This is a genomic window from Sphingomonas panni (assembly GCF_022664435.1).
Lineage (GTDB): Bacteria > Pseudomonadota > Alphaproteobacteria > Sphingomonadales > Sphingomonadaceae > Sphingomonas > Sphingomonas panni.
Window position 1 is genome coordinate 487383 of sequence record NZ_JAKREU010000001.1, and the last position, 22704, is coordinate 510086.

The 22704-nt window shown below is 69.2% G+C and carries 22 protein-coding genes; 12 read left to right on the top strand and 10 right to left on the bottom strand.

The features are described 5' to 3' along the window. Positions 1-51 precede the first annotated feature (51 nt). Together MF609_RS02460 and hisC are read right to left on the bottom strand one after the other, a co-directional pair. Positions 52-960: a prephenate/arogenate dehydrogenase family protein gene (locus MF609_RS02460; protein ID WP_242414722.1), complete on the bottom strand. Its 909-nt coding sequence runs from the start codon at positions 958-960 to the stop codon at positions 52-54. Beyond that, positions 960-2054, bottom strand: coding sequence for a histidinol-phosphate transaminase (gene hisC / locus MF609_RS02465; protein ID WP_242414723.1), 1095 nt, complete (start codon positions 2052-2054; stop codon positions 960-962). The genes MF609_RS02460 and hisC overlap by 1 nt, the downstream gene beginning before the upstream one ends. A 219-nt stretch (positions 2055-2273) precedes the next feature. On the opposite strand from hisC, the gene metX reads away from it, so the two are divergent. The 4 genes from metX (at position 2274) to MF609_RS02485 (ending at position 5857) form a co-directional block, all read left to right on the top strand. Beyond that, complete coding sequence (gene metX, locus MF609_RS02470; protein ID WP_242414724.1) at positions 2274-3401, top strand: homoserine O-acetyltransferase MetX; 1128 nt, start codon at positions 2274-2276, stop codon at positions 3399-3401. Beyond that, on the top strand, positions 3398-3985 hold the full coding sequence (metW, locus tag MF609_RS02475; protein WP_242414725.1) for a methionine biosynthesis protein MetW: 588 nt from the start codon (positions 3398-3400) through the stop codon (positions 3983-3985). The genes metX and metW overlap by 4 nt, the downstream gene beginning before the upstream one ends. Positions 3986-4060: 75 nt before the next feature. Beyond that, positions 4061-4774 carry a hypothetical protein gene (locus MF609_RS02480; RefSeq protein ID WP_242414726.1) on the top strand — a complete coding sequence of 238 codons (714 nt, stop codon included), beginning with the start codon at positions 4061-4063 and terminating at the stop codon, positions 4772-4774. A 72-nt stretch (positions 4775-4846) separates the two neighbouring features. Further along, positions 4847-5857, top strand: coding sequence for an aldo/keto reductase (locus MF609_RS02485; RefSeq protein WP_336943827.1), 1011 nt, complete (start codon positions 4847-4849; stop codon positions 5855-5857). Between the two features lies 1 nt (position 5858). Here MF609_RS02485 and MF609_RS02490 read toward each other — a convergent pair whose 3' ends face one another. Continuing rightward, a complete protein-coding gene (locus MF609_RS02490) occupies positions 5859-6833 on the bottom strand; it encodes an NAD(P)H-dependent glycerol-3-phosphate dehydrogenase (protein ID WP_242414727.1) in 975 nt (324 codons plus the stop codon). Further along, complete coding sequence (gene tsaD, locus MF609_RS02495) at positions 6830-7870, bottom strand: tRNA (adenosine(37)-N6)-threonylcarbamoyltransferase complex transferase subunit TsaD (RefSeq protein WP_242414728.1); 1041 nt, start codon at positions 7868-7870, stop codon at positions 6830-6832. The genes MF609_RS02490 and tsaD overlap by 4 nt, the downstream gene beginning before the upstream one ends. 301 nt (positions 7871-8171) lie before the next feature. Between tsaD and hemC the strand changes: the two genes are divergently transcribed. Genes hemC through MF609_RS02520 form a run of 5 tightly spaced genes read left to right on the top strand, consistent with a single transcriptional unit; the run spans position 8172 to position 12394 of the window. Next, on the top strand, positions 8172-9083 hold the full coding sequence (hemC, locus tag MF609_RS02500) for a hydroxymethylbilane synthase (RefSeq protein WP_242414729.1): 912 nt from the start codon (positions 8172-8174) through the stop codon (positions 9081-9083). Continuing rightward, a complete protein-coding gene (locus MF609_RS02505) occupies positions 9080-9745 on the top strand; it encodes a uroporphyrinogen-III synthase (RefSeq protein ID WP_242414730.1) in 666 nt (221 codons plus the stop codon). The genes hemC and MF609_RS02505 overlap by 4 nt, the downstream gene beginning before the upstream one ends. Before the next feature lie 30 nt (positions 9746-9775). Continuing rightward, the gene (locus MF609_RS02510; RefSeq protein WP_242414731.1) at positions 9776-10696 is read left to right on the top strand and encodes a hypothetical protein; all 921 of its coding nucleotides are present in this window, start codon (positions 9776-9778) and stop codon (positions 10694-10696) included. Between the two features lie 10 nt (positions 10697-10706). Then, positions 10707-11891 carry an acyl-CoA dehydrogenase gene (locus MF609_RS02515; protein ID WP_242414732.1) on the top strand — a complete coding sequence of 395 codons (1185 nt, stop codon included), beginning with the start codon at positions 10707-10709 and terminating at the stop codon, positions 11889-11891. Next, positions 11891-12394, top strand: a complete 504-nt coding sequence (locus MF609_RS02520; protein WP_242414733.1) for a GNAT family N-acetyltransferase — start codon at positions 11891-11893, stop codon at positions 12392-12394. The genes MF609_RS02515 and MF609_RS02520 overlap by 1 nt, the downstream gene beginning before the upstream one ends. Before the next feature lie 220 nt (positions 12395-12614). Here MF609_RS02520 and MF609_RS02525 read toward each other — a convergent pair whose 3' ends face one another. From MF609_RS02525 to MF609_RS02535, 3 genes are all read right to left on the bottom strand, one after another. Then, on the bottom strand, positions 12615-14441 hold the full coding sequence (locus MF609_RS02525) for an AsmA family protein (RefSeq protein WP_242414734.1): 1827 nt from the start codon (positions 14439-14441) through the stop codon (positions 12615-12617). 134 nt (positions 14442-14575) lie between these two features. Continuing rightward, complete coding sequence (locus tag MF609_RS02530) at positions 14576-15121, bottom strand: VOC family protein (protein WP_242414735.1); 546 nt, start codon at positions 15119-15121, stop codon at positions 14576-14578. Between the two features lie 169 nt (positions 15122-15290). Beyond that, a complete protein-coding gene (locus tag MF609_RS02535) occupies positions 15291-15458 on the bottom strand; it encodes a DUF1674 domain-containing protein (protein WP_242414736.1) in 168 nt (55 codons plus the stop codon). 87 nt (positions 15459-15545) lie between these two features. Here MF609_RS02535 and MF609_RS02540 point away from each other — a divergent pair, with 87 nt between their 5' ends. Then, positions 15546-16805, top strand: coding sequence for an RsmB/NOP family class I SAM-dependent RNA methyltransferase (locus MF609_RS02540; RefSeq protein ID WP_242414737.1), 1260 nt, complete (start codon positions 15546-15548; stop codon positions 16803-16805). Here MF609_RS02540 and MF609_RS02545 read toward each other — a convergent pair. Continuing rightward, entirely contained in the window at positions 16780-17913 is a 1134-nt protein-coding gene (locus MF609_RS02545) for a glycosyltransferase (RefSeq protein ID WP_242414738.1), read from the bottom strand. The genes MF609_RS02540 and MF609_RS02545 overlap by 26 nt on opposite strands. A 134-nt stretch (positions 17914-18047) precedes the next feature. On the opposite strand from MF609_RS02545, the gene MF609_RS02550 reads away from it, so the two are divergent. After that, positions 18048-18815: a hypothetical protein gene (locus MF609_RS02550; RefSeq protein ID WP_242414739.1), complete on the top strand. Its 768-nt coding sequence runs from the start codon at positions 18048-18050 to the stop codon at positions 18813-18815. A gap of 88 nt (positions 18816-18903) precedes the next feature. Here the strand turns inward: MF609_RS02550 and MF609_RS02555 are convergent, their stop codons facing one another. Together MF609_RS02555 and MF609_RS02560 are read right to left on the bottom strand one after the other, a co-directional pair. Then, complete coding sequence (locus MF609_RS02555) at positions 18904-20352, bottom strand: hypothetical protein (protein ID WP_242414740.1); 1449 nt, start codon at positions 20350-20352, stop codon at positions 18904-18906. A gap of 22 nt (positions 20353-20374) precedes the next feature. After that, the gene (locus MF609_RS02560; protein ID WP_242414741.1) at positions 20375-21982 is read right to left on the bottom strand and encodes an inorganic phosphate transporter; all 1608 of its coding nucleotides are present in this window, start codon (positions 21980-21982) and stop codon (positions 20375-20377) included. A gap of 266 nt (positions 21983-22248) precedes the next feature. Here MF609_RS02560 and MF609_RS02565 point away from each other — a divergent pair, with 266 nt between their 5' ends. Then, entirely contained in the window at positions 22249-22608 is a 360-nt protein-coding gene (locus MF609_RS02565) for a hypothetical protein (RefSeq protein ID WP_242414742.1), read from the top strand. Positions 22609-22704: the final 96 nt, after the last annotated feature.

Genomic DNA, 22704 nt, shown 5'->3' on the forward strand with positions numbered 1-22704 from the left:
CCAGCCTGCACTGGGGTGACGTCTATGCGGTTGGAGAAAAGGGAAGCCCCCCTACCCGTGACTGCGCCCGAAATCCTCACGGGCGTCGTCCTGCCCCTGCTCGACGATCGACCGCCGGATCGCCCGCGTCCGCGTGAACAGGTCGAACAGCTCGTCGCCCTTGTCCCAGCGGATCGCGCGTTGCAGCGCGGACAGGTCCTCGGAAAAGCGCTGGAGCATCGCCAGCACCGCATCCTTGTTCGCCAGGAACACGTCGCGCCACATCGTCGGGTCGGATGCCGCGATCCGCGTAAAGTCGCGGAAGCCCCCGGCGGAATATTTGATGACCTCGCTCTGCGTCACCGCCTCCAGGTCGGACGCGGTGCCGACGATGGTGTAGGCGATCAGGTGCGGAAGATGACTAGTCACCGCCAGCACAAGGTCGTGGTGCTGCGCGTCCATCGTATCGATCTCGGCACCCAGTCGTCGCCAGAATTCGGCGACCCGCTCGACCGCCGTCGGATCGGCATCGGCGGCGGGCGTCAGGATACACCAGCGGCCCTTGAACAACGTGGCGAAGCCCGCCTCCGGCCCGCTGCGCTCGGTGCCCGCCACCGGATGGGCCGGCACGATCGCGACGCCGGGCAGCGCCTCGGCAAGGGCTGCGGCGATACCCGCCTTGCTCGACCCGACATCGCTGACGATCGCGCCTGCGGGCAGGTCGTCGGCAATCTCGGCGGCGACCGCGCCGATCGCGCCCACCGGCACGCACAGGATGACGAGGTCGGCATCGATCACCGCCGCGCCGGCATGGTCGGTGCAGTCGTCGACGAGGCCCAGCGCCCGCACCGCCTCCCGCGCCTCCGGCGACGCGTCATGCCCGGTCAGCCGCACCGTCGGCATCTCGGCGCGAACGGCGCGGGCAATCGACGACCCGATCAGCCCCAGCCCGATGATGGCGACGCGGGAAAAGGGCAACATCAGCCGCCCACGATCTCACGCAGCGCGGCGGCGATCCCCCGCACCTCCGCCTCGGTCCCGATCGAGATGCGCAGGCCGTTGGCGAGGCCCTGTCCCGGCAGCCAGCGGACGATGAACCCGCGCTCCATCAGTGCCTGATAGGCATCGCACGCGCTCACCGGCCCTTCGAACAATACCAGCACGAAATTCGCCTTGGACGGCACGGCGCGCAGGCCCGCATTGCCCATGGCGGCGATCTCGCCCTCGAACCATGTCCGCCACTGGCGGTTGTGGGCACGGCTCGCCTCTACGAAGCCCTTGTCGCGGATCGCGGCGATCGCCGCCTGCTGCCCCGCCGTGGTCACGTTGAACGGCGCGCGGATGCGGTGCATCGCGTCGATCGCTTCCACCGAGCCATAGCCCCAACCGATCCGTTCGGCGGCAAGACCATGAATCTTCGAAAAGGTCCGCGTGACCAGCACGTTCGGCTGCGTCTTCGCCAGTTCGAGGCCGTGATCGTCCTCCGCCGGCTCCAGATATTCGGCATAGGCCTGATCGAGGACCAGCAGCACGGTCGACGGCAGCCCGGCGTGCAGGCGCGCGATCTCGGCGCGCGGGGCATAGGTGCCGGTCGGGTTGTTGGGATTGGCGACGAACACCACGCGCGTCCGCTCGGTCACGCAGGCGAGGATCGCGTCGACATCGGTCGCATGGTCCTTGTCCGGCGCGATCACCGGAGTCGCGCCGACCCGCCGCGCTGCGATCTCATAGACCGCAAAGCCATAGCGGACGAAGATCACCTCGTCGCCATGCCCCGCATAGGCTCCGGCGGCGAGGTGCAGCACCTCGTCCGACCCGGTGCCATAGATGATGCGCGCCGGGTCCAGCCCATGCGCCTGTCCGATGGCGACGCGCAGGTCGGCGGCAGCTGGATCGGGATAGCGTTCCAGGCTGCGGTCGGCGGTCGCAAAGGCGGCACGGGCGTGCGGCGAGGTGCCCAGCGGGTTCTCGTTCGACGACAGCTTGGCCACCTGCCGCCCGTCATCGGTCTTGGACCGGCCGGGGACATAGGGGGCGATGTCGAGGATCCAGGGCTTGGGGGCAGGTGCGTTCATGGGTTCGGCACTGGCAAATGCGGGGCGTGAACGCAAGGTTCGGCACACCCACTCCCGACGGTCATCCCCGCGAAGGCGGGAATCCATAGACGCAGCGATAGCGGCTCCAGCATGGAGTCAGCGCATATGGATTCCCGCCTTCGCGGGAAGGACGATGGACGTGGCGTGGCGCGCGCCGACCCTTGAACCCGCTGCCCCACCCGCCTAACCGCAAGCCCCATGGATTCCCGTTTCGGCCCCGATCGTCGCGCCACCCTTGCCACCGGACTCGCGCTGGACGGCGGGGCGATGCTGTCGTCGATCGATATCGCCTATGAAACCTATGGCACGCTGTCGCCGGCGCGCGACAATGCGATCCTGATCTGTCACGCGCTGACCGGCGACCAGCATGTCGCCTCGACCCATCCCCGCACCGGCAAGCCCGGCTGGTGGTCGCGCATGGTCGGCCCGGGCAAGCCGATCGATCTGAACAAGCATTTCGTCATCTGCTCGAACGTGCTGGGCAGTTGCATGGGGTCGTCGGGTCCCGCCAGCACCGATCCGGCGACCGGCACGCCGTACGCGATGCGTTTTCCGGTGCTGACGATCCGCGACATGGTGCGCGCGCAGGGGATGCTGCTCGACCATCTCGGCATCGAACGCCTCCGCGCCGTCGTCGGCGGATCGATGGGCGGCATGCAGGCGCTGTCCTGGGCCGCGACCCTGCCCGACCGGGTGGAAGCGGTCGTCGTCATCGCCTCGACCGCGCGGCATTCGGCACAGAACATCGCGTTCCACGAAGTCGGCCGGCAGGCGATCATGGCCGACCCCAACTGGCGCGGCGGCGACTATTATGCCGACGGATCGCCCCCTGCCGCCGGCCTGTCGGTCGCGCGGATGGCGGCGCACATCACCTATCTGTCCGAAGCGGGGCTGACCGCGAAGTTCGGTCGCAAGCTGCAGGCGCGCGCCGATGGACAGGCCGGCGCCAGGAGCTTCGGCTTCGACGCCGATTTCCAGGTCGAAAGCTATCTGCGGCATCAGGGCCTCGCCTTCACCGACCGGTTCGACGCCAACTCGTATCTCTACATCACCCGCGCGCTCGATTATTTCGACCTAGCGGAGGAACATGGCGGGGTGTTGGCCAATGCGTTCCGCGCGACGAAGGCGCGGTTCTGCGTGGTCAGTTTCGATACCGACTGGCTGTATCCGACCGCCGAATCGCGCAACATCGTCCACGCGCTGAACGCCGCCGGCGCGCCGGCCAGCTTCGTCGAGCTGTCGTCGCCGTTCGGCCATGACGCCTTCCTGCTCGATTCGCCCGAGCTGGACCGGATCATGCGCGGTTTCCTGGAGGCGACGATATGAGCCTGCGCCCCGACCTCGCGATCATCGCGGCCAACGTCGCGCGGGGGTCGCGCGTGCTGGATGTCGGCTGCGGCGACGGACAGCTGATGGCGGCCCTGCGCGACGAACGCGGCGTCGATGCGCGGGGCCTGGAGATCGATCCGGGCAACGTGGCCGATGCGATGGCGCGCGGGCTGTCGGTGATGCAGGGCGATGCCGACCGCGACCTCGCCGACTATCCCGACGCCAGTTTCGACTATGCGATCCTCAGCCAGACGTTGCAGACCGCGATGCGGCCGCATGTCGTGCTGGACCATCTGCTGCGGATCGGGGGGCAGGCGTTCGTGTCCTTCCCGAACTTCGCCCACTGGCGGGTGCGCGCGTCGCTGCTGTGGGGCGGGCGGATGCCGGTGACAAAGTTGCTGCCCCTCGAATGGTATGAGACGCCGAACATCCACCACCTGACCATCGACGATTTCCGCGCCTATGTCGCCAAGCAGGGTATCACCGTCGTCGACGCCTGGTTCCTGTCGGCGGGCAGGCGGACGACAGCTGCGGCGGCGAACTTCCGCGCCGAACATGCGGTGTTCCTGCTCAAACGCTGACGTCGCGTTAACCATTGCGAAGGCTTTGCGGCCGATATTCCGGGTCTGTCGGGGGACAAGACGGGAATCGGTTCGATGCGTACACGCCTGCTCCTGCTCGCTGCCTGCAGCGCCGCGCTGCTTCACGGCTGCGCGCGCAAGACGCCCGAGGTCGCGGTGGTGACGCCGCCGCCGGTGCCGGTCGCGGCTCCTGCGCCCAAGCCCCGGCCGCCGATGGGCGCAGCCGCCAACCTCACCATCCCCGCCATCCTGTCCGACGGCAATTACGCGACGCCCAACCATGCACTGTCGGCCGATGCGGCCGTGTGGCACCTGCGATCGGCGCTGAACGTCGCCGCGCTCCAGTGCAATGTCGCCGACCCGACCGGCGTCGCGCAGTATAACCGCCTGCTCAAGGTCCATGCCGCCCGCTTCGCCGCCGCACACAAGGCGCTGGAGGCGGAATATCGCCGGGGCGGGGGCGACTGGCAGGACCGGTTCGATGACGCAATGACCCGCGTGTATAATTACTTCGCCCAACCGCCGGTGCGCGACCAGTTCTGCGCCACCGCATTGCCGATGCTGGCGCAGGTCGCCGACCTAGCGGCGGGCGGGATCGACGGTTTCGCCGCGCCCGGCATCGCCTCACTCGACCAGCCCTTCGTCGATTTCTACCGTGCCTATGACCAGTATCGCGTGGAACTCGCGGCGTGGCAGGCGGGGCAGGTGCCGACGCTGGCGGTCGATCCGCAGATACTGGTCGCCTCCACCAACGTGACCGGCGGCGGCTATCGCATGGCGGCGCGATAGGACGCGCTTGACGCGGCCACCCGTTCGCGGGTCTTGCAGGGACAATCACCGACGATACCGGAGTGCCCGCCCGTGACATCCCTGCCCACCCGCACGATCGGTCCGTTCACCGTGTCGGCCATCGGCCTCGGCTGCATGAACCTCAGCCACGCCTATGGCGAACCGGTGAGCGAGGCGGAGGGGATCGCGCTGCTCCACCACGCGCTCGATCTGGGCGTGACCCTGCTCGACACCGCCGCGCTCTATGGCGGCGGGGCGAACGAGCGGCTGGTGGCGCAGGTCCTGCACCGCCGGTCGGACTTCACGCTCGCGAGCAAATGCGTCCTAGACCAGCGCGACGGCAAGCGTATCCTCGATGGATCGCCCGCCGCCATCGCCACCTCGCTCGACGCCGCACTCGCCCGGCTCGGGACCGATCATATCGACCTCTATTATCTCCACCGGCTCGACCCGAACGTGCCGGTCGAGGAATCGGTGGGCGCGCTGGTCCGGGCGAAGGAGGCCGGCAAGATCGGCGCGCTGGGCCTCAGCGAAATGTCCGCCGCGACGATCCGCCGCGCCCATGCCGTCCATCGGATCGCCGCGGTGCAGAGCGAATATTCGCCCGCCGTCCGCAATCCCGAAGTCGCGGTGCTCGATACCTGCCAGGCGCTCGGCATCGGCTTCGTCGCCTTTTCGCCCGTGGCGCGCGGGCTGCTGGCCGGCGGCATCCGCGCGGACGACTATGTGCCGGGCGATATCCGCCGCACGATGCCGCGCTTCGTCGAGCCGCTGCTGTCGCGCAATCTGGCCATCGTCGACGCCTTCGACCGGATCGCGGCGGAGGGCGGCATCACCCCGGCGCAGCTGGCGCTCGGCTGGCTGCTGGCGCGCGCGCCGCATATCGTGCCGATCCCCGGCACACGGTCCATCGCCCATCTCGAAGAAAATGTCGCCGCCGCGACGCTCACCCTGCCCGACACGACACTGGCGGCGGTCGATGCGCTGCTGCCACCCAATGCGCTCAGCGGTCCGCGCTATGCCGCGGCCGCGCAGGCGCAGATCGATACCGAATTGCTGCCGGACGAGCCGCTGGCCGAATGACCTAAAGTCCCTCGGGGCGCAGCGGGCGGGCGAGCAGCGTGTCGATGACCTCCGCGACCGGCGTACCGTCCAGCAACGCCCCGACCGCCGCCGTCACCGGCATGTCGACACCGGCCTCCGCCGCCGCCTCGCGCAGCACGGGGGCGGTGAAGGCACCCTCCGCCACCGTCCGGCGATCCGCCATCAGCTCGGCCGCGGCACGCCCCTGCCCCAGCCCGACGCCCAGCGAATAGTTGCGCGACGCGGTGGACGAGCAGGTCAGCACCAGGTCGCCCAGCCCCGACAGCCCGGCCAAAGTCTCCGCCCGCGCGCCGCGCGCCAATCCGAACCGCGTCATTTCGGCAAAGCCGCGCGCGATCACCGACGCCCGCGCATTCTGCCCCAGCCCGGCCCCCTCGACCACGCCACAGGCGATGGCGAGGACGTTCTTGACCGCGCCGCCGATCTCCGCGCCGATCACGTCGTCGCTGGCATAGGGGCGGAAGGCGGGGGCAGCGAGCCGCTCCGCCAGCCGGTCGCGCAACGTGGCATCGGCGCAGGCGAGGGTGACGGCGGTCGGCTTGCCCGCCGCGACTTCGTGGGCGAAGGTCGGGCCCGACAGCACCGCGACCGGGGCTTGCGGGTGGACGGCGCGGGCGACTTCGCCGACCAGCAACCGGGTGCCCGCCTCGATCCCCTTGGCGCATAGCACCAGCGCGCGGGTGCCGACGTCGATCGCCGACAATACGCTGCGGACATGCTGCGCGGGAGACACGACCAGCAATGCGTCGGCATCCTGCAACGCGGCCGCATCGGTCGTGGCATGGATCGCGTCCGACAGGGTGACGCCCGGCAGGAACAGCGGATTGGTGCGGGTCGTGTTGATCGCCTCGGCTACCTCGCCTTCGCGCACCCACAACGTCACATCGCCGCCGCGCGCGGCGACCTGCGCCAGCGCGGTGCCCCATGCGCCGCCGCCGATGACCCCGATCTTCATGCCTTCACTCCTGCCCCACGCACCTTTTCCGCCGACGGATCGAGCGGCCAGCGCGGTCGCGCCGCAACGTCGAGCGGGTCGCTATGCCCGGCCATGAACCGCTCCGCCCCTGCCCAGGCGATCATGGCGGCATTGTCGGTACACAGCCAGAGCGGCGGCGCGACGAAGCGCAGGCCATTCGCCTCCGCCAGCCCTTCGAGCGCCGAGCGCACCGCGCGATTTGCGGCGACCCCGCCCGCCACCACCAGCGCGCTGACCGGTCCGGCGAGGTGCAACGCCAGCCGAGTCCGGTCGAGCAAACAGTCGACCACCGCCTGCTGGAACGACGCCGCGATGTCGGCAGTCGTGTGGATGCCGGCATCATGTGCGCGCAGCACCGCGCTCTTGAGGCCGGCGAAAGAGAAATGCGGTTCCGGCGTGCCGAGCAGCGGGCGGGGCAGCGGGACCGCCTTCGCATCACCGTCCACCGCCGCCGCCTCGACACGGGGCCCGCCGGGATAGCCCAGCCCCAGCACCTTCGCGGTCTTGTCGAACGCCTCGCCCGCCGCGTCGTCGATCGTGGTGCCCAGCCGCCGATACTGGCCGACGCCATCGACCCGCAGCAGCTGGCAATGGCCGCCCGACACCAGCAGCAGCAGATAGGGATAGGCGAGGTCGGGATCGGTCAGGCGCGGCGACAGCGCATGGCCCTCCAGATGGTTGACCGCGACCAGCGGCTTGCCCGCCGCCAGCGCCAGTGCCTTGGCCGTCACCAGCCCGACCATCACCCCGCCGATCAGCCCCGGCCCGGCGGTGGCGGCGACCGCGTCGACGTCCGCCAGCGCCACCCCGGCATCGGCCAGCGCACCCTCGACCAGCGACGGCAGTATCTCGACATGCGCGCGCGCCGCGATTTCGGGGACGACACCGCCGTACGGAGCGTGCGCCGCTTCCTGTCCCGCCAAACGGTGGGACAATATGGTGCGGTCGCCGCGCACCAGCGCAACGGCGGTTTCGTCGCAGCTGGATTCGATACCGAGGATCAGGGGGGTGAACATGCGGTCGACTGTAGCCCGGATCGGGTGGCGGTAGGAAGATTGGTTCACGCGAAGGCGCGAAGGCGCGCAGAAGAAGAAGGGCGTTTGATCGCGCAGAGGCGCAGAGGGGATGCGTATATTGCCGCGTCAGCGGCTTTCAATCAGCGGTCTCCCGATCGCGAGCGGGTCATTCCGGTCGAAACACCTCTGCGCCCTCTGCGCCTCTGCGCGCAAACAATCTTCTTCTCCGCGCCTTCGCGCCTTCGCGTGAACAAACCTTCTCCACCTTGCCCCAAACGAACACGACAGATAGCGAGCACCGATGACCTTCAAACTCGGCACGCGCGGATCGCCGCTGGCATTGGTGCAGGCGCACGCGACGCGCGAGGCGCTGGCAAAGGCGCATGGGATCGATCCGGCGGATATTGCGATCGTGACGATCAAGACCACCGGCGACCGGGTGCAGGACCGCGCTTTGGCCGAGATCGGCGGCAAGGCGCTGTGGACCAAGGAACTCGACCGCGCGCTATGCTGTGGGGAGATCGACGCGGCGGTCCATTCGATGAAGGATGTCGAGACGGTCCGCCCGACCGAAATCCGCATCGCCGCAATGCTGCCGCGCGCGGATGTCCGCGACCGGCTGGTCGGCATCGCCTCGCTGTCCGATTTGCCGCCGAACGGCGTCGTCGGCACCAGCAGCCCGCGTCGCGCCGCGCAGGTGCTAAGCCACCGGAGCGACGCGCGGATCGTGCTGTTTCGCGGCAATGTCGACACGCGCCTCGCCAAGCTGGCGGCGGGCGAGGTCGACGCGACGCTGCTGGCGGCGGCCGGGCTGGAGCGGCTGGGACGCCACGATGTCGGCACCGCACAGTCGATCGACACACTGCTGCCCGCCCCGTCGCAGGGCGCGGTCGGGATCGAGGTCCGGGCCGAGGATGCCGATGCCCTCGCCTTCGTCCGCGCGATCGACCATGCACCGACGCATCAGGCGGTGCGGGCCGAGCGCGGGTTTCTCGCGGCGCTGGGTGCCGACTGCCATTCGCCGGTCGGTGCGCTGGCGACGATCGACGGCGACGTGCTGACGCTGCGGGCGCAATTGCTGGCGCAGGACGGCAGCGCACAGGTGGTCGACAGCACCAGCGGCGCGATCGACGACATCGACCTGCCGCGCGCTCTGGCCGAGGCGATGCTGGCACGCGCGCCCGAGAACGTGGCGAAACTGTTCGCGCGATGAGCCGGCCGCTGGCGGTGCTGCGGCCCGAACCGGGCAATGCCGCCACCGCTCGCGCGGTCGAGGCGCTGGGGCGCAGCGCACTCCGCCTGCCGCTGTTCCGCATCGTGCCGCTGCCATGGGAGGGGCCGCCGGCGGACGCGCATGACGCGCTGATCCTGACCAGTGCCAATGCGGTGCGGCAGGCAGGGGCCGCGTTGCAGGCCTATGCGACGCTCCCGGTCCATGCGGTCGGTGCGGCAACGGCGGCGGCGGCGCGGGCGGCGGGGTTGCGGGTCGTCGCGACCGGGGATGCGGACGGGCAGGCGCTGCTCGACGCAGCGCGGCGCGCGGGCGTCCGCCACGCGCTGTTGCTGACGGCGCGCGAGCGGGCGGTGGCGGACCATCCGGTGCTGGGCGCGATCCGCGCGGTCTATACCAGCGAGGCGGTCGAGGACGTGGACGCCACTTTGCTGGCCGGAACGGTGGCGCTGGTCCATTCGCAGCGCGCCGCCCGGCGGCTAGCGATGCTGGCCGTCGATCGCGGCACCATTGCCGTCGCCGCCATCGCCCCGGCGGTTGCGCAGGCGCTGGGCAGCGGATGGCGCGCCATCGCCGTCGCGGAGCGGCCCGACGATGCCGCCACCATCGCCGCCGCGCTTCCCCTGTCCGATGCATGTGATTGACCCGGCGGACGGGCGCGGGGATAAGGCGGCATGACCAGCGACGATGCGCCCTTTCCGACGACCAGCCACCCGCGTCGCCGGGACAGCCGGGGATGGCTGGCCATCGCCCTCATCGCCTTCGTGATCGGGATCGGCGCGACGCTGGCCGTGCTGCGCTATGTCGCGCCGCGGTTCGGCTGGGAGGGGGCGCAACAGGCCGCCGTCCCGACCGCGCAGCCGACGCCCGCCACCCCCAGCGCCCCCCCCCCGGCACAGGTGTCGGCGTTGCCGATCCTGTCGGCGCGCGAAGCGGCGCTGGCCGCGCGCATCGCCGATCTGGAGACGCGGATCGTCGGGCTGGACAGCAGCGCGCGCAATGCGGCGGGCTATGCCACGCGGGCCGAGGACATGATGGTGATCGTCGCCACCCGTCGCGCGCTGGATCGTGGACGGCCACTCGACTATCTGGAGGGGCAGTTGCGCGACCGGTTCGGCGGCAGCCGGCCCGATGCGGTCCGCACGCTGATCGCCGCCGCGCAGAACCCGGTGACGCTGGACGACCTGCGCAGCGCGCTGGACGCCGCCGCCATCCCGCTGACCGCCGGCCCCGTGAACGAGAATTGGTGGGATGCGCTGCGCCGCGAAGCCGGGCAGCTGATCGTGATCCGGCAGGGCACGACCCCCAGCAGCCGTCCGGGCGACCGGCTGGAGCGCGCCCGGCGTCGGCTCGACACGGGGCAGGTCGAGCTGGCGATGGCCGAGGTCGAACGGATGCCCGGCGCCGCCAATGCCACGGTATGGACCGCCGCCGCCAAGCGCTATGTCGATGCGCGCAAGGCGCTGGTCGATCTCGAATCGGTCGCGCTGACCACGCCGCGCCCCGCCCCCGCAGCCCCGCCGGTGATCGTCCAGCCCGCCCCGCTGCCGGCCGATCCCCCCGCCGCCGCCGACACGGTTACGCCCACGCTCTGAAGGAACGCCCATGGCCGAGTTGGGCCGGTTCGACTGGCAGGACCCGTTCGCCCTCGACGCGCAGCTGAGCAACGAGGAACGCATGGTCCGCGACGTGGCCCATGGCTATGCCCGGGGCAAGCTGCTGCCGCGCGTCACCCGCGCCTTTCTCGACGAGGATTTCGCGCGCGAGATCATGACCGAGATGGGGGCGCTCGGCCTGCTCGGCATGACGATCGAGCCGGAATATGGCGGGGCCGGCATGGGCTATGTCGCCTACGGCCTGGTCGCGCGCGAGGTGGAGGCGGTGGATTCGGGCTATCGCAGCGCGATGAGCGTGCAGTCGAGCCTCGTGATGCATCCGATCCATGCCTATGGCTCGGATGCGCAGAAGGCGAAATATCTGCCGAAGCTGGCGAGCGGCGAATGGGTCGGCTGTTTCGGGCTGACCGAACCCGATGCCGGGTCCGACCCGGCGGCAATGCGCACCCGGGCGGAACGGATCGACGGCGGCTATCGCATCAGCGGTGCCAAGATGTGGATCACCAATGCACCGATCGCCGACGTCTTCGTCGTCTGGGCGAAGTCCGATGCGCATGGCGGCAAGATCCGCGGCTTCGTACTGGAACGGGGCATGGCCGGGCTGTCGACACCCAGGATCGAGGGCAAGCTGAGCCTACGCGCGTCGATCACCGGCGAGATCGTGATGGACGGCGTCGAGGTCGGCGAGGACGCGCTGCTGCCGCATGTCGAGGGGTTGAAGGGGCCGTTCGGCTGCCTCAACCGCGCGCGCTATGGCATTGCGTGGGGCACGATGGGTGCGGCCGAATTCTGTATGCACGCCGCCCGCCAATATACGCTTGACCGGCAGCAGTTCGGCGTGCCGCTGGCGTCGAAGCAGCTGGTGCAGTTGAAGCTCGCCGACATGCAGACCGAGATCGCGCTGGGCCTGCAAGGCGCGCTGCGCGCCGGGCGGATGTTCGAGGGGGGGACGCTTGCTCCCGAAGCCATCTCGATCCTGAAGCGCAACAATTGCGGCAAGGCGCTGGCCATCGCCCGGACCGCGCGCGACATGCATGGCGGCAACGGCATCGCCGCCGAATTCCATGTGATGCGCCATGCGATCAACCTGGAAACGGTCAACACCTATGAAGGCACGCATGACGTCCACGGCCTGATCCTCGGCCGGGCGATTACCGGCATCGCGGCGTTCTGATGGACCGGCAACCGACCCTGATCGGCGAACTGGTGACGCTGCGGCCGACGAGCGCCGACGATTACGATGCGCTATATGCGGTCGCTTCGGACCCCGCGATCTGGGACCAGCATCCCGCGCATGACCGCTGGCAGGCGGCGGTGTTCCGTGGCTTCTTCGACGCGGGACTCGCGACCGGGGGGATGCTGACGATCCGCGATGCGGCCGACGGGCAGGTGATCGGCGCGACCCGCTATGTCCCGGCCCCGCCCGACGCGGTCGAGATCGGCTGGACCTTCCTTGCGCGCAGTCACTGGCGGCGGGGCTATAATCGCGAGGCCAAGCGGCTGATGATCGACCATGCGCTGGGCCAGGTCGCGGCGGTCCGGTTCAGCGCGGGCGTGGACAATCACCGGTCGCGCCGGGCGATCGAGGCGCTGGGTGCGACCCCGCTGCCGCCGGCGATGGTCGAACGTGACGGGCAGATGGTGCCGCGCGTCCTGTACGAACTGCGCCGCGCCTAACGTCGTCGGACGCCAAAGTTCACAAAGTTCACACTCGCCGCACACGTCGCATTGTGGTCGAATTGTGGCGAAATCTCCAATTGTCAACGAGCGGACGCGCGTCGCGCGTCGCGCGTCGCCGATCATGGCGGGTTTGCCGCGTGTAGGAAAGTGGCCGGTTCCGGGGCGGCCTGTCGCCGAGCGGCAGGAGGCCGGGGTGGCGACACGGGGTGCGGTTCCCCTATCCCAGCACCCGCCGGACCAGCGCGCCGCAATCGGCATTGCCCGCGCGTGGGGTGTCGTCGCCCTTGATCGCGCGGCCCAGCATCCGCAGGATACCGCCCGCGCTCTTCACCCCCGGCGGAATCTGCACGTCGGGCGACTGCAGCCGGCCGGTAATGCGCACCGGGCGATCGAGGTGGAGCAGGGTCCGCTGCTTCGGCGTGCCGGTGAGTGCGATCGACAGGCTTTCGTCGGACAGGCGCACCACCCCCTGCCCCTGCGTCTGCGCCCGCGAGGTATCGATCAGCAGCGGGTCGATCCGCCCCAGACCATTGGTAACGTCCAGCCGCAGCCCGAGACAACGCAGCCGCGCCTGTGCGTCATCGTCGGTCAGCACACCGCGCGCGACATCGGCACCCAGCATCGACGCCATCTTGGCCGGCAACACCCCGCCGGTCGCGGCAAAGCCGATGGTCCCGTTCGAGCGGCCGATCGCCTGCCGAATGGTATCGCCGCTGCCGACCAGCCGCAGCCGGACGCGGAGCGGCGCATCGATCGGCGCACCGCCGGCAAAGGTGGAGATGCGCGAATCCTTCAGCCGCAGGTCGAACGTCGCCTTGGGTGTCGAGCGTCCGCGCTGGTCGACCACCACCTGCCCGGTGATCCGCCCCTGCGCCAGCCGCACGGTCAGCGGCGCGACGGTCAGTCGGCGGTCGTCGATCGCCAGCACGGTATCGAGGCTGCGCAGGCCCGCCATGTCGAGCAGCCGGTCGACCCGCACCGCCAGTCTGCCGTCGAGATTGCCCATCTTCGCGAGGTTGATGCGGGTGCCGGGCACCACGCGCGGGCCGATGCGACGCTCGATCGCCGCCGCCTCTGCGCGGCCCTGATCGGTTTCGAGGTCGTCGAACGACAGGGTCGCGAAGTGCAGCCGCCCGTCGATGCCGGTCTTCTCGTCCGCCTTGGTAACCGTCGCGTTCGCCCCGGCCAGCCGCGAGCGGCCGATCGTGCCCGACAGTTTTTCGATCACCCAGCTCGGGTCGTCATGGCGCACGCGGGCGGTCAGCGCGACCGGCTGGGTCCCGAACAGCCCCGCCTCGATCAGCGCGTCGAGCGTCTTCAGATTGTCGGCGCGCGCGGTCAGGTCGACGGTCATCTGCCGGGTATTGAGCGGCGAGGCCATCGTGCCCTTCGCATCGACGGTGATCGTCGGCCCGTTCACGCGCGCGGTGAACGGCCATGCGCCGTCGCCGGCAATGGCCGGTCCGCTGAGCGCGACCGTCACCGGGCGATTGTCGATCGCGCCGTTGCCGCCGGCGCGGAACCCCTGCGCATCGGATGCGACGGTGACGGCGAAGCGCCGGTTCTGCACCGCGTCGCGATAGTCGATGACGAGGTTGCGGACGGTCAGGCTGGTGATCGCCGACGCCGATCCCTTGTCCCCGCGCTTGTCGGGTGCCCAGTTCTTCCTGCCATCGCGCGAACGCACCATCGCCACCCGCCCGCCATCGACGGCGAGCGCGGTCAGGTCGAACTTGCCGCGCAGCAGCGGCAGGACGCGAAAGCGGAAATCGATGCGGTCGAGATGGACCAGATCGCCGGTTCCCGCCCAGTTCGGCTGTGCGATGCGCAGGTCGCGTACGATCAGGGTCGGCGAAAAGGACAAGGGCTCGACGCGTTCGATGGTGCCGATCGACACGTCGGAGCCGAACCGTTCGGCGAGCTTCACCGACACCCGGTCGCGCAGCACCCCCCATGGAAAAGCGGCAAGAACCAACAGGATCAGCAGCGCCAACCCGACGATGCCGCCCACGAAATACCGCCAGTTGCGCGAAAGCCATGCCATCTGGCGACAAGTCGGGAACGGGCAGTTCGTTCCATGGTCGCAATGGAATTACTGACAGGGGTGTAGGTTGGGGGGCGGGGGCGCTGCGGCGGCCCCGTTCGGGATGGTTGTGCGGGAAAGCTCCCCCACGCCCATTACCGGGCTGGCGGCTGCATAAGCTCTATCGTGATATGATCCGGACCTGAAACATAGGCCACCAATGTCCCCTTCCGTGGACCACCGGCGATCGGCAGCGGACTACCCTTGGCCTTCCACCCTGCTGCTTCGACGCGGCCAATAGCGGCATGAATGTCTTGCACCGTCAGAGCCAGGTGAGTCCCGCCGATCGCTCCCGCGCTGGAAGGCACCGCGCCGTTCTGGCGCCCCTTCGAATATTGCAACAATTCGACCGCGTAACCGCATGGTGCCCTGACGATCGCCGTTTTCACGCTCGGATCGTCGACACCTGTCACCTGATGCAGGAAGTCACCCCCCATTTCCGATTGTCGCTCCAGCGTGAAGCCGAGCGCTCCCGTCCAAAACCGAATGGCTTCGTCCAGAGACGAGACGGCGAACCCCATATGGTCCACGGTGATTACGTTTGCGGCGTCGTTCATCGCTGTACTTTCGCTGGGCCGTGTTTGCGCTGCCTGGGCCGCAGCCGCGACCAATGCCAGCGATAGGGCGAACATGACCTTCATGGTGACGCTTCAGGGGACGGATGCTGTCTCGAAAACCAACCCGCCATCCGACTCCACGGTCATTCGCCGCGCAGTCGGGAGGCTATGGCCGCTACCTTTCCGAAATCAGTTCCCGATTGCCTTTCCCGCAACGGCCTGTCGGACATGGGAAGCGGGAAACCACGCCCCTTCAAAAATCGACCGCGATCCCCTTGTGCGTCCAGTCGCCATAGCGCGTCGGGCTTAGGCCGAGCGGGTCGTCGGCGTCGGGTTTTTCGGGCAGAGGCTCGGGCGTCGGCACCGGTGGCGACTTGGAGAGATGCGCTGGCGGCTTCACATGTGGCGGTCGCTTGCCCATAGGGGGTCCTTTCCGGTTCGCTTGTGACTGCACTTGGCGGACCGGCGACAGGATTCAAGTACCCCCTTTGCGCATCGGAACCCGATCATGGCCCGCCCCCGTCTAGCCCCCGAAGCACCCGGCGTGCCGGCGCGCCGTGCCGCGCTGAAACTGCTCGATGCCGTGATCCGGCGCGGATTGCCGCTGGAGGCGGCGCTGGCGAGCGCGACCGCCGAGCTGGAGCGGCGCGAGGATCGTGGCCTTGCCCATGCCATCGCCGCCGCCGTGCTGCGCCGGCTGCCCGATCTCGACGCGCTGATCGACAGCGCGACGCAGCGCCCGCTGCCCGACGATGCCAAGGCGCGGTTCGTGCTGCGACTCGCGCTGGCGCAGGCGCTGGTGCTGAACACGCCGCCGCACGCCGCGATCGCCACCGCGCTGCCGCTGGTCGATGGCGGCCCGCGCAAGCTGGTGCACGGCGTGTTCGGCACGCTGATGCGCGGCAATGCGCGGCTGCCCGAGGCCGCGACCTTGCCCGCCGATACCGATGCCCGCTGGGTCGCGGCATGGGGCGAGGACATGGTGATCGCGGCGGCACAGGCGATCGCGCAGCAGCCGCCGGTCGACCTGTCGCTGAAGGGCGAGGACGGACCGGAAGGGCTGGCGCTCGCCCCGCGCCATCGCCGGCTGGCCGAACATGGCGCGATCGCCGACCTGCCGGGCTATGCCGAGGGAGAATGGTGGGTACAGGACCTGGCGGCGTCGATCCCGGCGCGGCTGCTGGGCCAGGGGCCGGGCCGCGCGCTCGACCTGTGCGCCGCGCCCGGCGGCAAGACGCTGCAGCTGGCCGCCGCCGGATGGGATGTCACCGCGCTCGACAATTCGGAAAGCCGGCTGATGCGCCTGACCGAGAATCTGGAGCGCACCGGGCTGTCGGCGAAGGTCGTGACCGGCGATGCCCTGGTGTGGAAGCCGGCCGAGCCGGTCGATGCGCTCCTGCTCGACGCGCCGTGCAGCGCCACCGGCATCTTCCGCCGCCACCCCGACGTGCTGCACCGGGTGCGGCCGAGCGTGATCGCCGAGACGGCGGCGTTGCAGGCGCGGCTGCTGTCGCGCGCCGCCGACTGGGTGAAGCCCGGCGGGCGGCTGGTCTATGCCACCTGCTCGCTGGAGCCGGCCGAGGGCGAGGCGCAGTTGGACCGGTTCCTGAGCGGACGGTCGGACTATGCGGTGGAGCCGGCGATGGCGGACGAACTGCCCGAGGGGGTGACGGCCAACCGCCGGGGCTATGTGCGGACGCTGCCGGGGATGCTGGCGGATCGCGGCGGGCTGGATGGGTTCTTCATCGTGCGGCTGCGGCGGAACTGATCGCGGGGTCGTCGGCCCACAGCCGCACCGCCAGCCCCTCGATATAGTCCGCCGCGCGGGCGGCGGCCTGCGGGTCGTAGAGCGCCGCCAGCGCTGCGGGGTCGAGCGCCCTGGCCTGGTCGAGCAGCCCGCGCCATGGGGCCAGCGACCCCGGCCATTGGTGCAGCGCCACCGCCGCGCCGACCTCGGCCAGCCGGTCGGCCTTGCGCGTCTGTTCGGCGAAATAGCGCCATTCGGGCGCGCAGATATAGGGGCGGCCGACCCGCGCGATCTCATGGACCGTATTGTCGCCGGCCGAGGCGATGACGACATCGGCGGCGGCGATATGGTCGGTCACGCCATCGACCCAGCCCTTTTCCACCAGATTGCCGAAATCGGTCTCATGTCCCTCGCGGTGGACCGGCCCGACGACCAGCCACAGCGCGTCCGGCACCGCCCGCGCCGCCATGGTGAGCGGGGCATAGGGCGTACCCGCCCCGCCACCGCCGGTCAGCACCAGCACGACCTCGCGATCGGGAACGATCCCCAGCCGCGCCCGTGCTTCCGCCCTGGTCGGCACGGCATCGGTCGTGGTGCAGAGGCCCCCGGTATAGCAGGTCTTGGCCCGGCCCCAGTCGGGGAAGTCGTCCTGCTCGATTGCCTCGTCGAACGGCGCCAGCAGCCCGACGCACGCCTGATACGCACCCAGATGGCCGGGATCGGTGCGGTCGCCATGCATCCTTATCTTGATCGCCGGCACGCTGGCGATGCGTGACAGCAGCGCGATCTCCGCCGATACGTCGACCACGAACAGCGCGGGCGCGACATCGTCGAGATGGTCGAGGATCGTGCGCATCGTCCGCCGCGTCGCCTCCACGCCCAGCGGTACGCAGTGCAGCACCTCCGGCGTCGGCTGGTCGAACAGCGCACGCGTCGGCACCGGCGCACCGATCATGTTGGGCAACGGCACGATCTCGATCGGTCGGTCGAACCCGTCGAACAGGTCGGGCCGCGCGCACAATATCGTGACGCGGCGCTCGGCGGGCAGTTCGCGGATGATCGCCATCGCGCGGTTGGCGTGCCCACGCCCCTGATGATGGATGAAGAAGGTGATCGGCCGCGTCGTCATATGTCCCCCGGAGAACCCGTCCCGATGCGCAGAACGCGGCGGAACCCTTGCCGGCTCCCTGCGTAGCGCCGACAAGCGAAAATTATTTCGGAATCACAATGATTTCCGATGATTCGGATGGGAATAGACGACGTATGACGAGCTGGACGACCCCGCGAGCGGGCCTTTCCATCCTGCGCCGGGGGGATGCGCCGATCCGCCAGATCCAGGTCTATGGACAGCGCTGTTCGGGGACCAATGTCCTGATCCGCTCGATCGAGGCCAATCTCGGCCGCGATGCCTTTACGGAGAGCTATGGGTTCAAGCACTGGTTCGTGCCCGAACAGATACTGTTCCCGCGCGACGTCATGGTGCTGGCGGTCGCGCGCGATCCCGTCGACTGGGTGCGCAGCCTGCACCGCCAGCCTTGGCACGCGCACCCGGAGCTGAAGGCGCTCGGCTTTTCCGACTTCATTCGTGCTCCGTGGCACAGCTATTGGGACCGAGAATTTTGGGGCGTCGAGGACGACCATCCGGTGCTGGGGCGCGAAATGCTGCACGAACGCTGCCCCGATACGGGCGAACGCTTCGCCAATCCGCTCGCCAAGCGGACCGCGAAACTTCGCCACTGGAGCGGGCTGCACGACCGCGCGCATCATGTCGCCTTGCTGTCACACGAAGCGTTCGTCGCCGACCCGGCCGGGGTGATCGCCGACCTGTCCGCCGCCACCGGCCTGACCATGGCCGAACCCTTCGTGGCGCAGGACAGCTACAAGGGGCAGGGCAAGCGCCCCTTCACCCCCACCGCCTATGCCGAGATTTCCGATGCGGACCGGGCGCATATCCATGCGTGGCTCGACCCGGAGGTGGAGGCGCGGTTCGGCTTCGACATTCCCATGCCGCAGGCGGTGGCGGCGGAATAGACTCACACACCGCCACCTATCGTCACCCTGGGCTTGACCCGGCGTCCCGGTTCTTCAGCTGCCGTGGAACGGAAAGCGGGACCCCGGATCAAGTCCGGGATGACGACAAGACGGTATTTCGCCGAACCAACCCGGCCAGCGCGACCGTCAGCACCCCGGCAACGACAGCCCAGATCGCCAGCCCCTGCCACGGCGTATAGCCCAGCCATTCATCGGCGACGGTGCGCAGATAGCCCGGATCGAACCGCGCGCCGAACACCGCCACCGCCAGCGCGCGCGGTTCGTCGGCCGGGGCGGTGATCTCGGCACTGGCGATCGCCATGTTGAGCACGACCGACCCCGCCAGCAACGCCGCCACCGCCATCCGCGACCAGCGCGTCGCCCGCGCCCAGAACGCCCCGATGCCGATGCACAGGAACCCGACCGCCGGCAGCGCATGGCGCGGGCCGGTCGCGTTGCCGCCGTCCCAGTAATAATAGCTGGCGTTGATGAGGAACGGCACAGCCGCCCCCGCGACCGCCAGCCACCCGATGGCGCGGGTCGCCGGATCGCGCAGCAACATCCGGAGGCCGAAGGGGGCGACGATCAGGATCGGCGCGACCCACAGCATCCCGCGCCGTTCGCCCAGGATCAGTTCGTAGAGGACATAGGACTTGGGATAGGTCAGCCCGAACAGCCCCTCCTGCATCCCCGCAAAGTCGGTGACGCCCGAATAGCCGAGGCGAAACACCGTGCCGAAGGCGAGCAGATTGTAGCCGACCAGCACGACCAGTGCGCTCGCCCCCGTCGCCAGCGCGATCAGGACGGTCCGTACCGCCTCACCGCGCGGCAGGTCGCGCAGCCGCCACAGCGCGAAGCCCGCGACCGGCAATCCGGCGATCAGCGCCGAATGCTCGATCAGCACCGCCCAGCCGAGCGCCAGCCCCGCCACGACCGCATGGACCCATGATCGCCCCGGCCCGGTCCCGCGCCACACCGCCCAGGTGGCGATCACCAGCAACGCGGCGACCGGGGCATGGCCGAAGATCGTGGTCGACCATCCCCAGACCGTCGTCCCCAGCCCATAGGACAGCGCAGCGACCGCCCCGGCCTCCGCATCGCCGGTCACCCCGCGCACCAGATCGTAGAGCAGCATCGCCGCCAGCGCGGTGAGCAGCGCGCAGACGGTGACCGCGACCAGCCGGATGCGGATTTTCAGGAAGCGGTTGAACTCGCGATTCTCGAAGCCGGGCACGAAGTCATGGGCGCTCTGCCCCGACACGGCATCGGCCAGCGCGACCGCCGGGATGCCCAGCACCGAAATGCCCGGTGCCTTGTCCGAATAATAATGGTCGCCGAAATGCGCCTTGTCGATCGTCAGCGCGGCATATTCGTCGATGGTGGCGTCACCGTCCTCGACCAGCGACAGCGTGGCGAACATGCGGACGGCGTTGTTGGGATTGAATTCCCACGACCCGAACCACGCGCAGGAAAACCACACCAGGATCAGGATCGCCCATGCCACGGGGTCGCGGCGCAGCGGCGGGGAGGTCGGCATCGCTCGCTCCCCGCCCGGTACGTCAGAAGATGCGGTTGAGCAGCAGGTAGAGCGATCCCGACAGCAACACCGACACCGGCAGCGTCAGCACCCATGCCATCAGCAGGTTGCGCACCGTCGATACCTGCAGCCCCGACCGGTTCGCCGCCATCGTGCCGGCGACGCCGGACGACAGGACATGGGTGGTCGATACCGGCAGGCCGAGGCTGTCGGCACCGAAGATCGTGCCCATCGCCACCAGCTCGGCCGACGCGCCCTGCGCATAGGTCAGGTGGGTCTTGCCGATCTTTTCCCCGACGGTCACGACGATCCGCTTCCAACCGACCATGGTGCCGAGACCCAGCGCGAAGGCGACCGCAACCTTGACCCATAGCGGGATGAAGCGCGTGCCGGCGTCGAGCGACCCGCGATAGTCGGTCAGGACCTTCTTGTCGGCTTCGGTCAGCGACAGCGACGATTCCTTCGACAGCCGCTTCACCGCTTCCGAGGTCAGGTACATGTCGTTGCGCATGTTGCCGCTGACCGCCGCCGGCACCTTGGCCAGCGTGCCATATTCGCGGACCTGCTGCTCGATCGCGCCGACCATGGCGGTGACGGCGGGCACGGTTTCGGGAGTCAGCTTGCGCTCGGTGATGTAACGCTGCGCCTGGGCACGCGCGGTCGCGTCGTCGGACACGGCACCGTCACCCTGCGGCGTCAGCACGCGCACGGCGGCTGCGCTGTTGGTCGCGAACTGCGCCTCATATTGCGCCGGCACCGCCCGGTTCAGCGCATAGGCGGTGGGCACCGTGCCGATCAGGATCAGCATGATGAGGCCCATGCCCTTCTGCCCGTCGTTCGATCCGTGGGCGAAGCTGACGCCGGTGCAGGTGAAGATCAGCAACGCGCGAATCCACAGCGGCGGCGGCGTGTCGCCGACCGGCGCCTCGTACAGCGCGCGGTTGCGGACCAGCGTCTTCATCGCGAGGAACAGCAGCGCCGCCATGCCGAAGCCGATCATCGGCGACACCAGCAGCGCCTTGCCGATCTCGGTCGCCTTGTCCCAGTCGACGCCGGCCGATCCGTTGCGCCCCTGCAGGATCGCATTGGCGACGCCGACGCCGATGATCGAGCCGATCAGCGTGTGCGACGACGAGGACGGGATGCCCAGCGCCCAGGTGGCGAGGTTCCACACGATCGCCGCGATCAGCAGCGCGAACACCATCGCGAAGCCGGACGACGAGCCGACCTGCAGGATCAGTTCGATCGGCAGCAGCGAGATGATGCCGAACGCGACCGCGCCGGTCGACAGCAGCACGCCGAGGAAGTTGAAGACGCCCGACCACACCACCGCGACATGGGCGGGCATCGAGTTGGTGTAGATCACGGTCGCGACCGCGTTGGCGGTGTCGTGGAAGCCGTTCACGAATTCGAAGCCCAGCGCTATAATCAGCGCGAGCACCAGCAGCGCGAAGGGCATCAGCGTCAGCGGATCGACGCTGGCCGCCGCCGCATCGTGATAGACGTTGTAGACGACATAGCCGAGAGCGGCGACGATCGCCGTGGCGAATCCAAACGTACCGGCGCGGCCGAAGCCGTCGTCCAGTTTCGGGCCGGGGCGTCCATCCCGCTCCAGCGCTGCGCTCGTCATCGAAATTCCCCTGCCGAATGAACATGTCGCCCTATCGGCGAAGTGTGACAGCTTGGATAAGCGCCGCACGCCCGGCGCGTCGGCATCGCGATCGGGCGATGCGGCCCATAGCGGACCGAATCCGCTTTGGCGATATGATGCGCGAAATCCCCGTTTTCCGCCGCCGGCGTTGCACCGCCGCCACATGCGACCAAAGGATCAGCGGCGATTTCCCGCTTGACGGCGCGGCATCGGGCGATGCTGTGCGGCGCGGCAAAGGAGTCGCCATGGACGATCGCAACCCGCCGGCGCAGCGCGGGCGCAACCGGGCGCGGATCGCGCTCGACGAACGGACCTGCCGGATGATCTGCCCGATCGCATCGGCGATGGTCGGCGTGTGCCTGACGGGAATCGGCCTGCTGCATGTCACCCTGACCCTTCGCGCGCGGCAGACGGTGGCCGACGACCTGTTGTCGATCGATGCCCTGCTGTTCCTCATCGCAACGCTCAGTTCCTATTTCGCGTTGCGCGTACAGGGCACCAGGCGGCTGCACTGGCTGGAGCGAATCGCCGATGCGACCTTCATCGCCGCGATGCTGCTGCTGACCGCCGCCTGCTTCATCATCACCTATTCGCTGAACCGGTAACATCCCGCCCGGTTCGTCACCCCCGCGCAGGCGGGGGTCCATATGCACCGGCGCCGGCGAATCTTTCTCCAGCGTTAGCGGTTAGGGATTCCCGCC

Coding starts and splice junctions, on each gene's coding strand:
- MF609_RS02460 (WP_242414722.1), bottom strand. CDS start 960: ATGTTGCCCTTTTCCCGCGTCGCCATCATCGGGCTGGGGCTGATCGGG.
- hisC (WP_242414723.1), bottom strand. CDS start 2,054: ATGAACGCACCTGCCCCCAAGCCCTGGATCCTCGACATCGCCCCCTAT.
- metX (WP_242414724.1), top strand. CDS start 2,274: ATGGATTCCCGTTTCGGCCCCGATCGTCGCGCCACCCTTGCCACCGGA.
- metW (WP_242414725.1), top strand. CDS start 3,398: ATGAGCCTGCGCCCCGACCTCGCGATCATCGCGGCCAACGTCGCGCGG.
- MF609_RS02480 (WP_242414726.1), top strand. CDS start 4,061: ATGCGTACACGCCTGCTCCTGCTCGCTGCCTGCAGCGCCGCGCTGCTT.
- MF609_RS02490 (WP_242414727.1), bottom strand. CDS start 6,833: ATGAAGATCGGGGTCATCGGCGGCGGCGCATGGGGCACCGCGCTGGCG.
- tsaD (WP_242414728.1), bottom strand. CDS start 7,870: ATGTTCACCCCCCTGATCCTCGGTATCGAATCCAGCTGCGACGAAACC.
- hemC (WP_242414729.1), top strand. CDS start 8,172: ATGACCTTCAAACTCGGCACGCGCGGATCGCCGCTGGCATTGGTGCAG.
- MF609_RS02505 (WP_242414730.1), top strand. CDS start 9,080: ATGAGCCGGCCGCTGGCGGTGCTGCGGCCCGAACCGGGCAATGCCGCC.
- MF609_RS02510 (WP_242414731.1), top strand. CDS start 9,776: ATGACCAGCGACGATGCGCCCTTTCCGACGACCAGCCACCCGCGTCGC.
- MF609_RS02515 (WP_242414732.1), top strand. CDS start 10,707: ATGGCCGAGTTGGGCCGGTTCGACTGGCAGGACCCGTTCGCCCTCGAC.
- MF609_RS02520 (WP_242414733.1), top strand. CDS start 11,891: ATGGACCGGCAACCGACCCTGATCGGCGAACTGGTGACGCTGCGGCCG.
- MF609_RS02525 (WP_242414734.1), bottom strand. CDS start 14,441: ATGGCATGGCTTTCGCGCAACTGGCGGTATTTCGTGGGCGGCATCGTC.
- MF609_RS02530 (WP_242414735.1), bottom strand. CDS start 15,121: ATGAAGGTCATGTTCGCCCTATCGCTGGCATTGGTCGCGGCTGCGGCC.
- MF609_RS02535 (WP_242414736.1), bottom strand. CDS start 15,458: ATGGGCAAGCGACCGCCACATGTGAAGCCGCCAGCGCATCTCTCCAAG.
- MF609_RS02540 (WP_242414737.1), top strand. CDS start 15,546: ATGGCCCGCCCCCGTCTAGCCCCCGAAGCACCCGGCGTGCCGGCGCGC.
- MF609_RS02545 (WP_242414738.1), bottom strand. CDS start 17,913: ATGACGACGCGGCCGATCACCTTCTTCATCCATCATCAGGGGCGTGGG.
- MF609_RS02550 (WP_242414739.1), top strand. CDS start 18,048: ATGACGAGCTGGACGACCCCGCGAGCGGGCCTTTCCATCCTGCGCCGG.
- MF609_RS02555 (WP_242414740.1), bottom strand. CDS start 20,352: ATGCCGACCTCCCCGCCGCTGCGCCGCGACCCCGTGGCATGGGCGATC.
- MF609_RS02560 (WP_242414741.1), bottom strand. CDS start 21,982: ATGACGAGCGCAGCGCTGGAGCGGGATGGACGCCCCGGCCCGAAACTG.
- MF609_RS02565 (WP_242414742.1), top strand. CDS start 22,249: ATGGACGATCGCAACCCGCCGGCGCAGCGCGGGCGCAACCGGGCGCGG.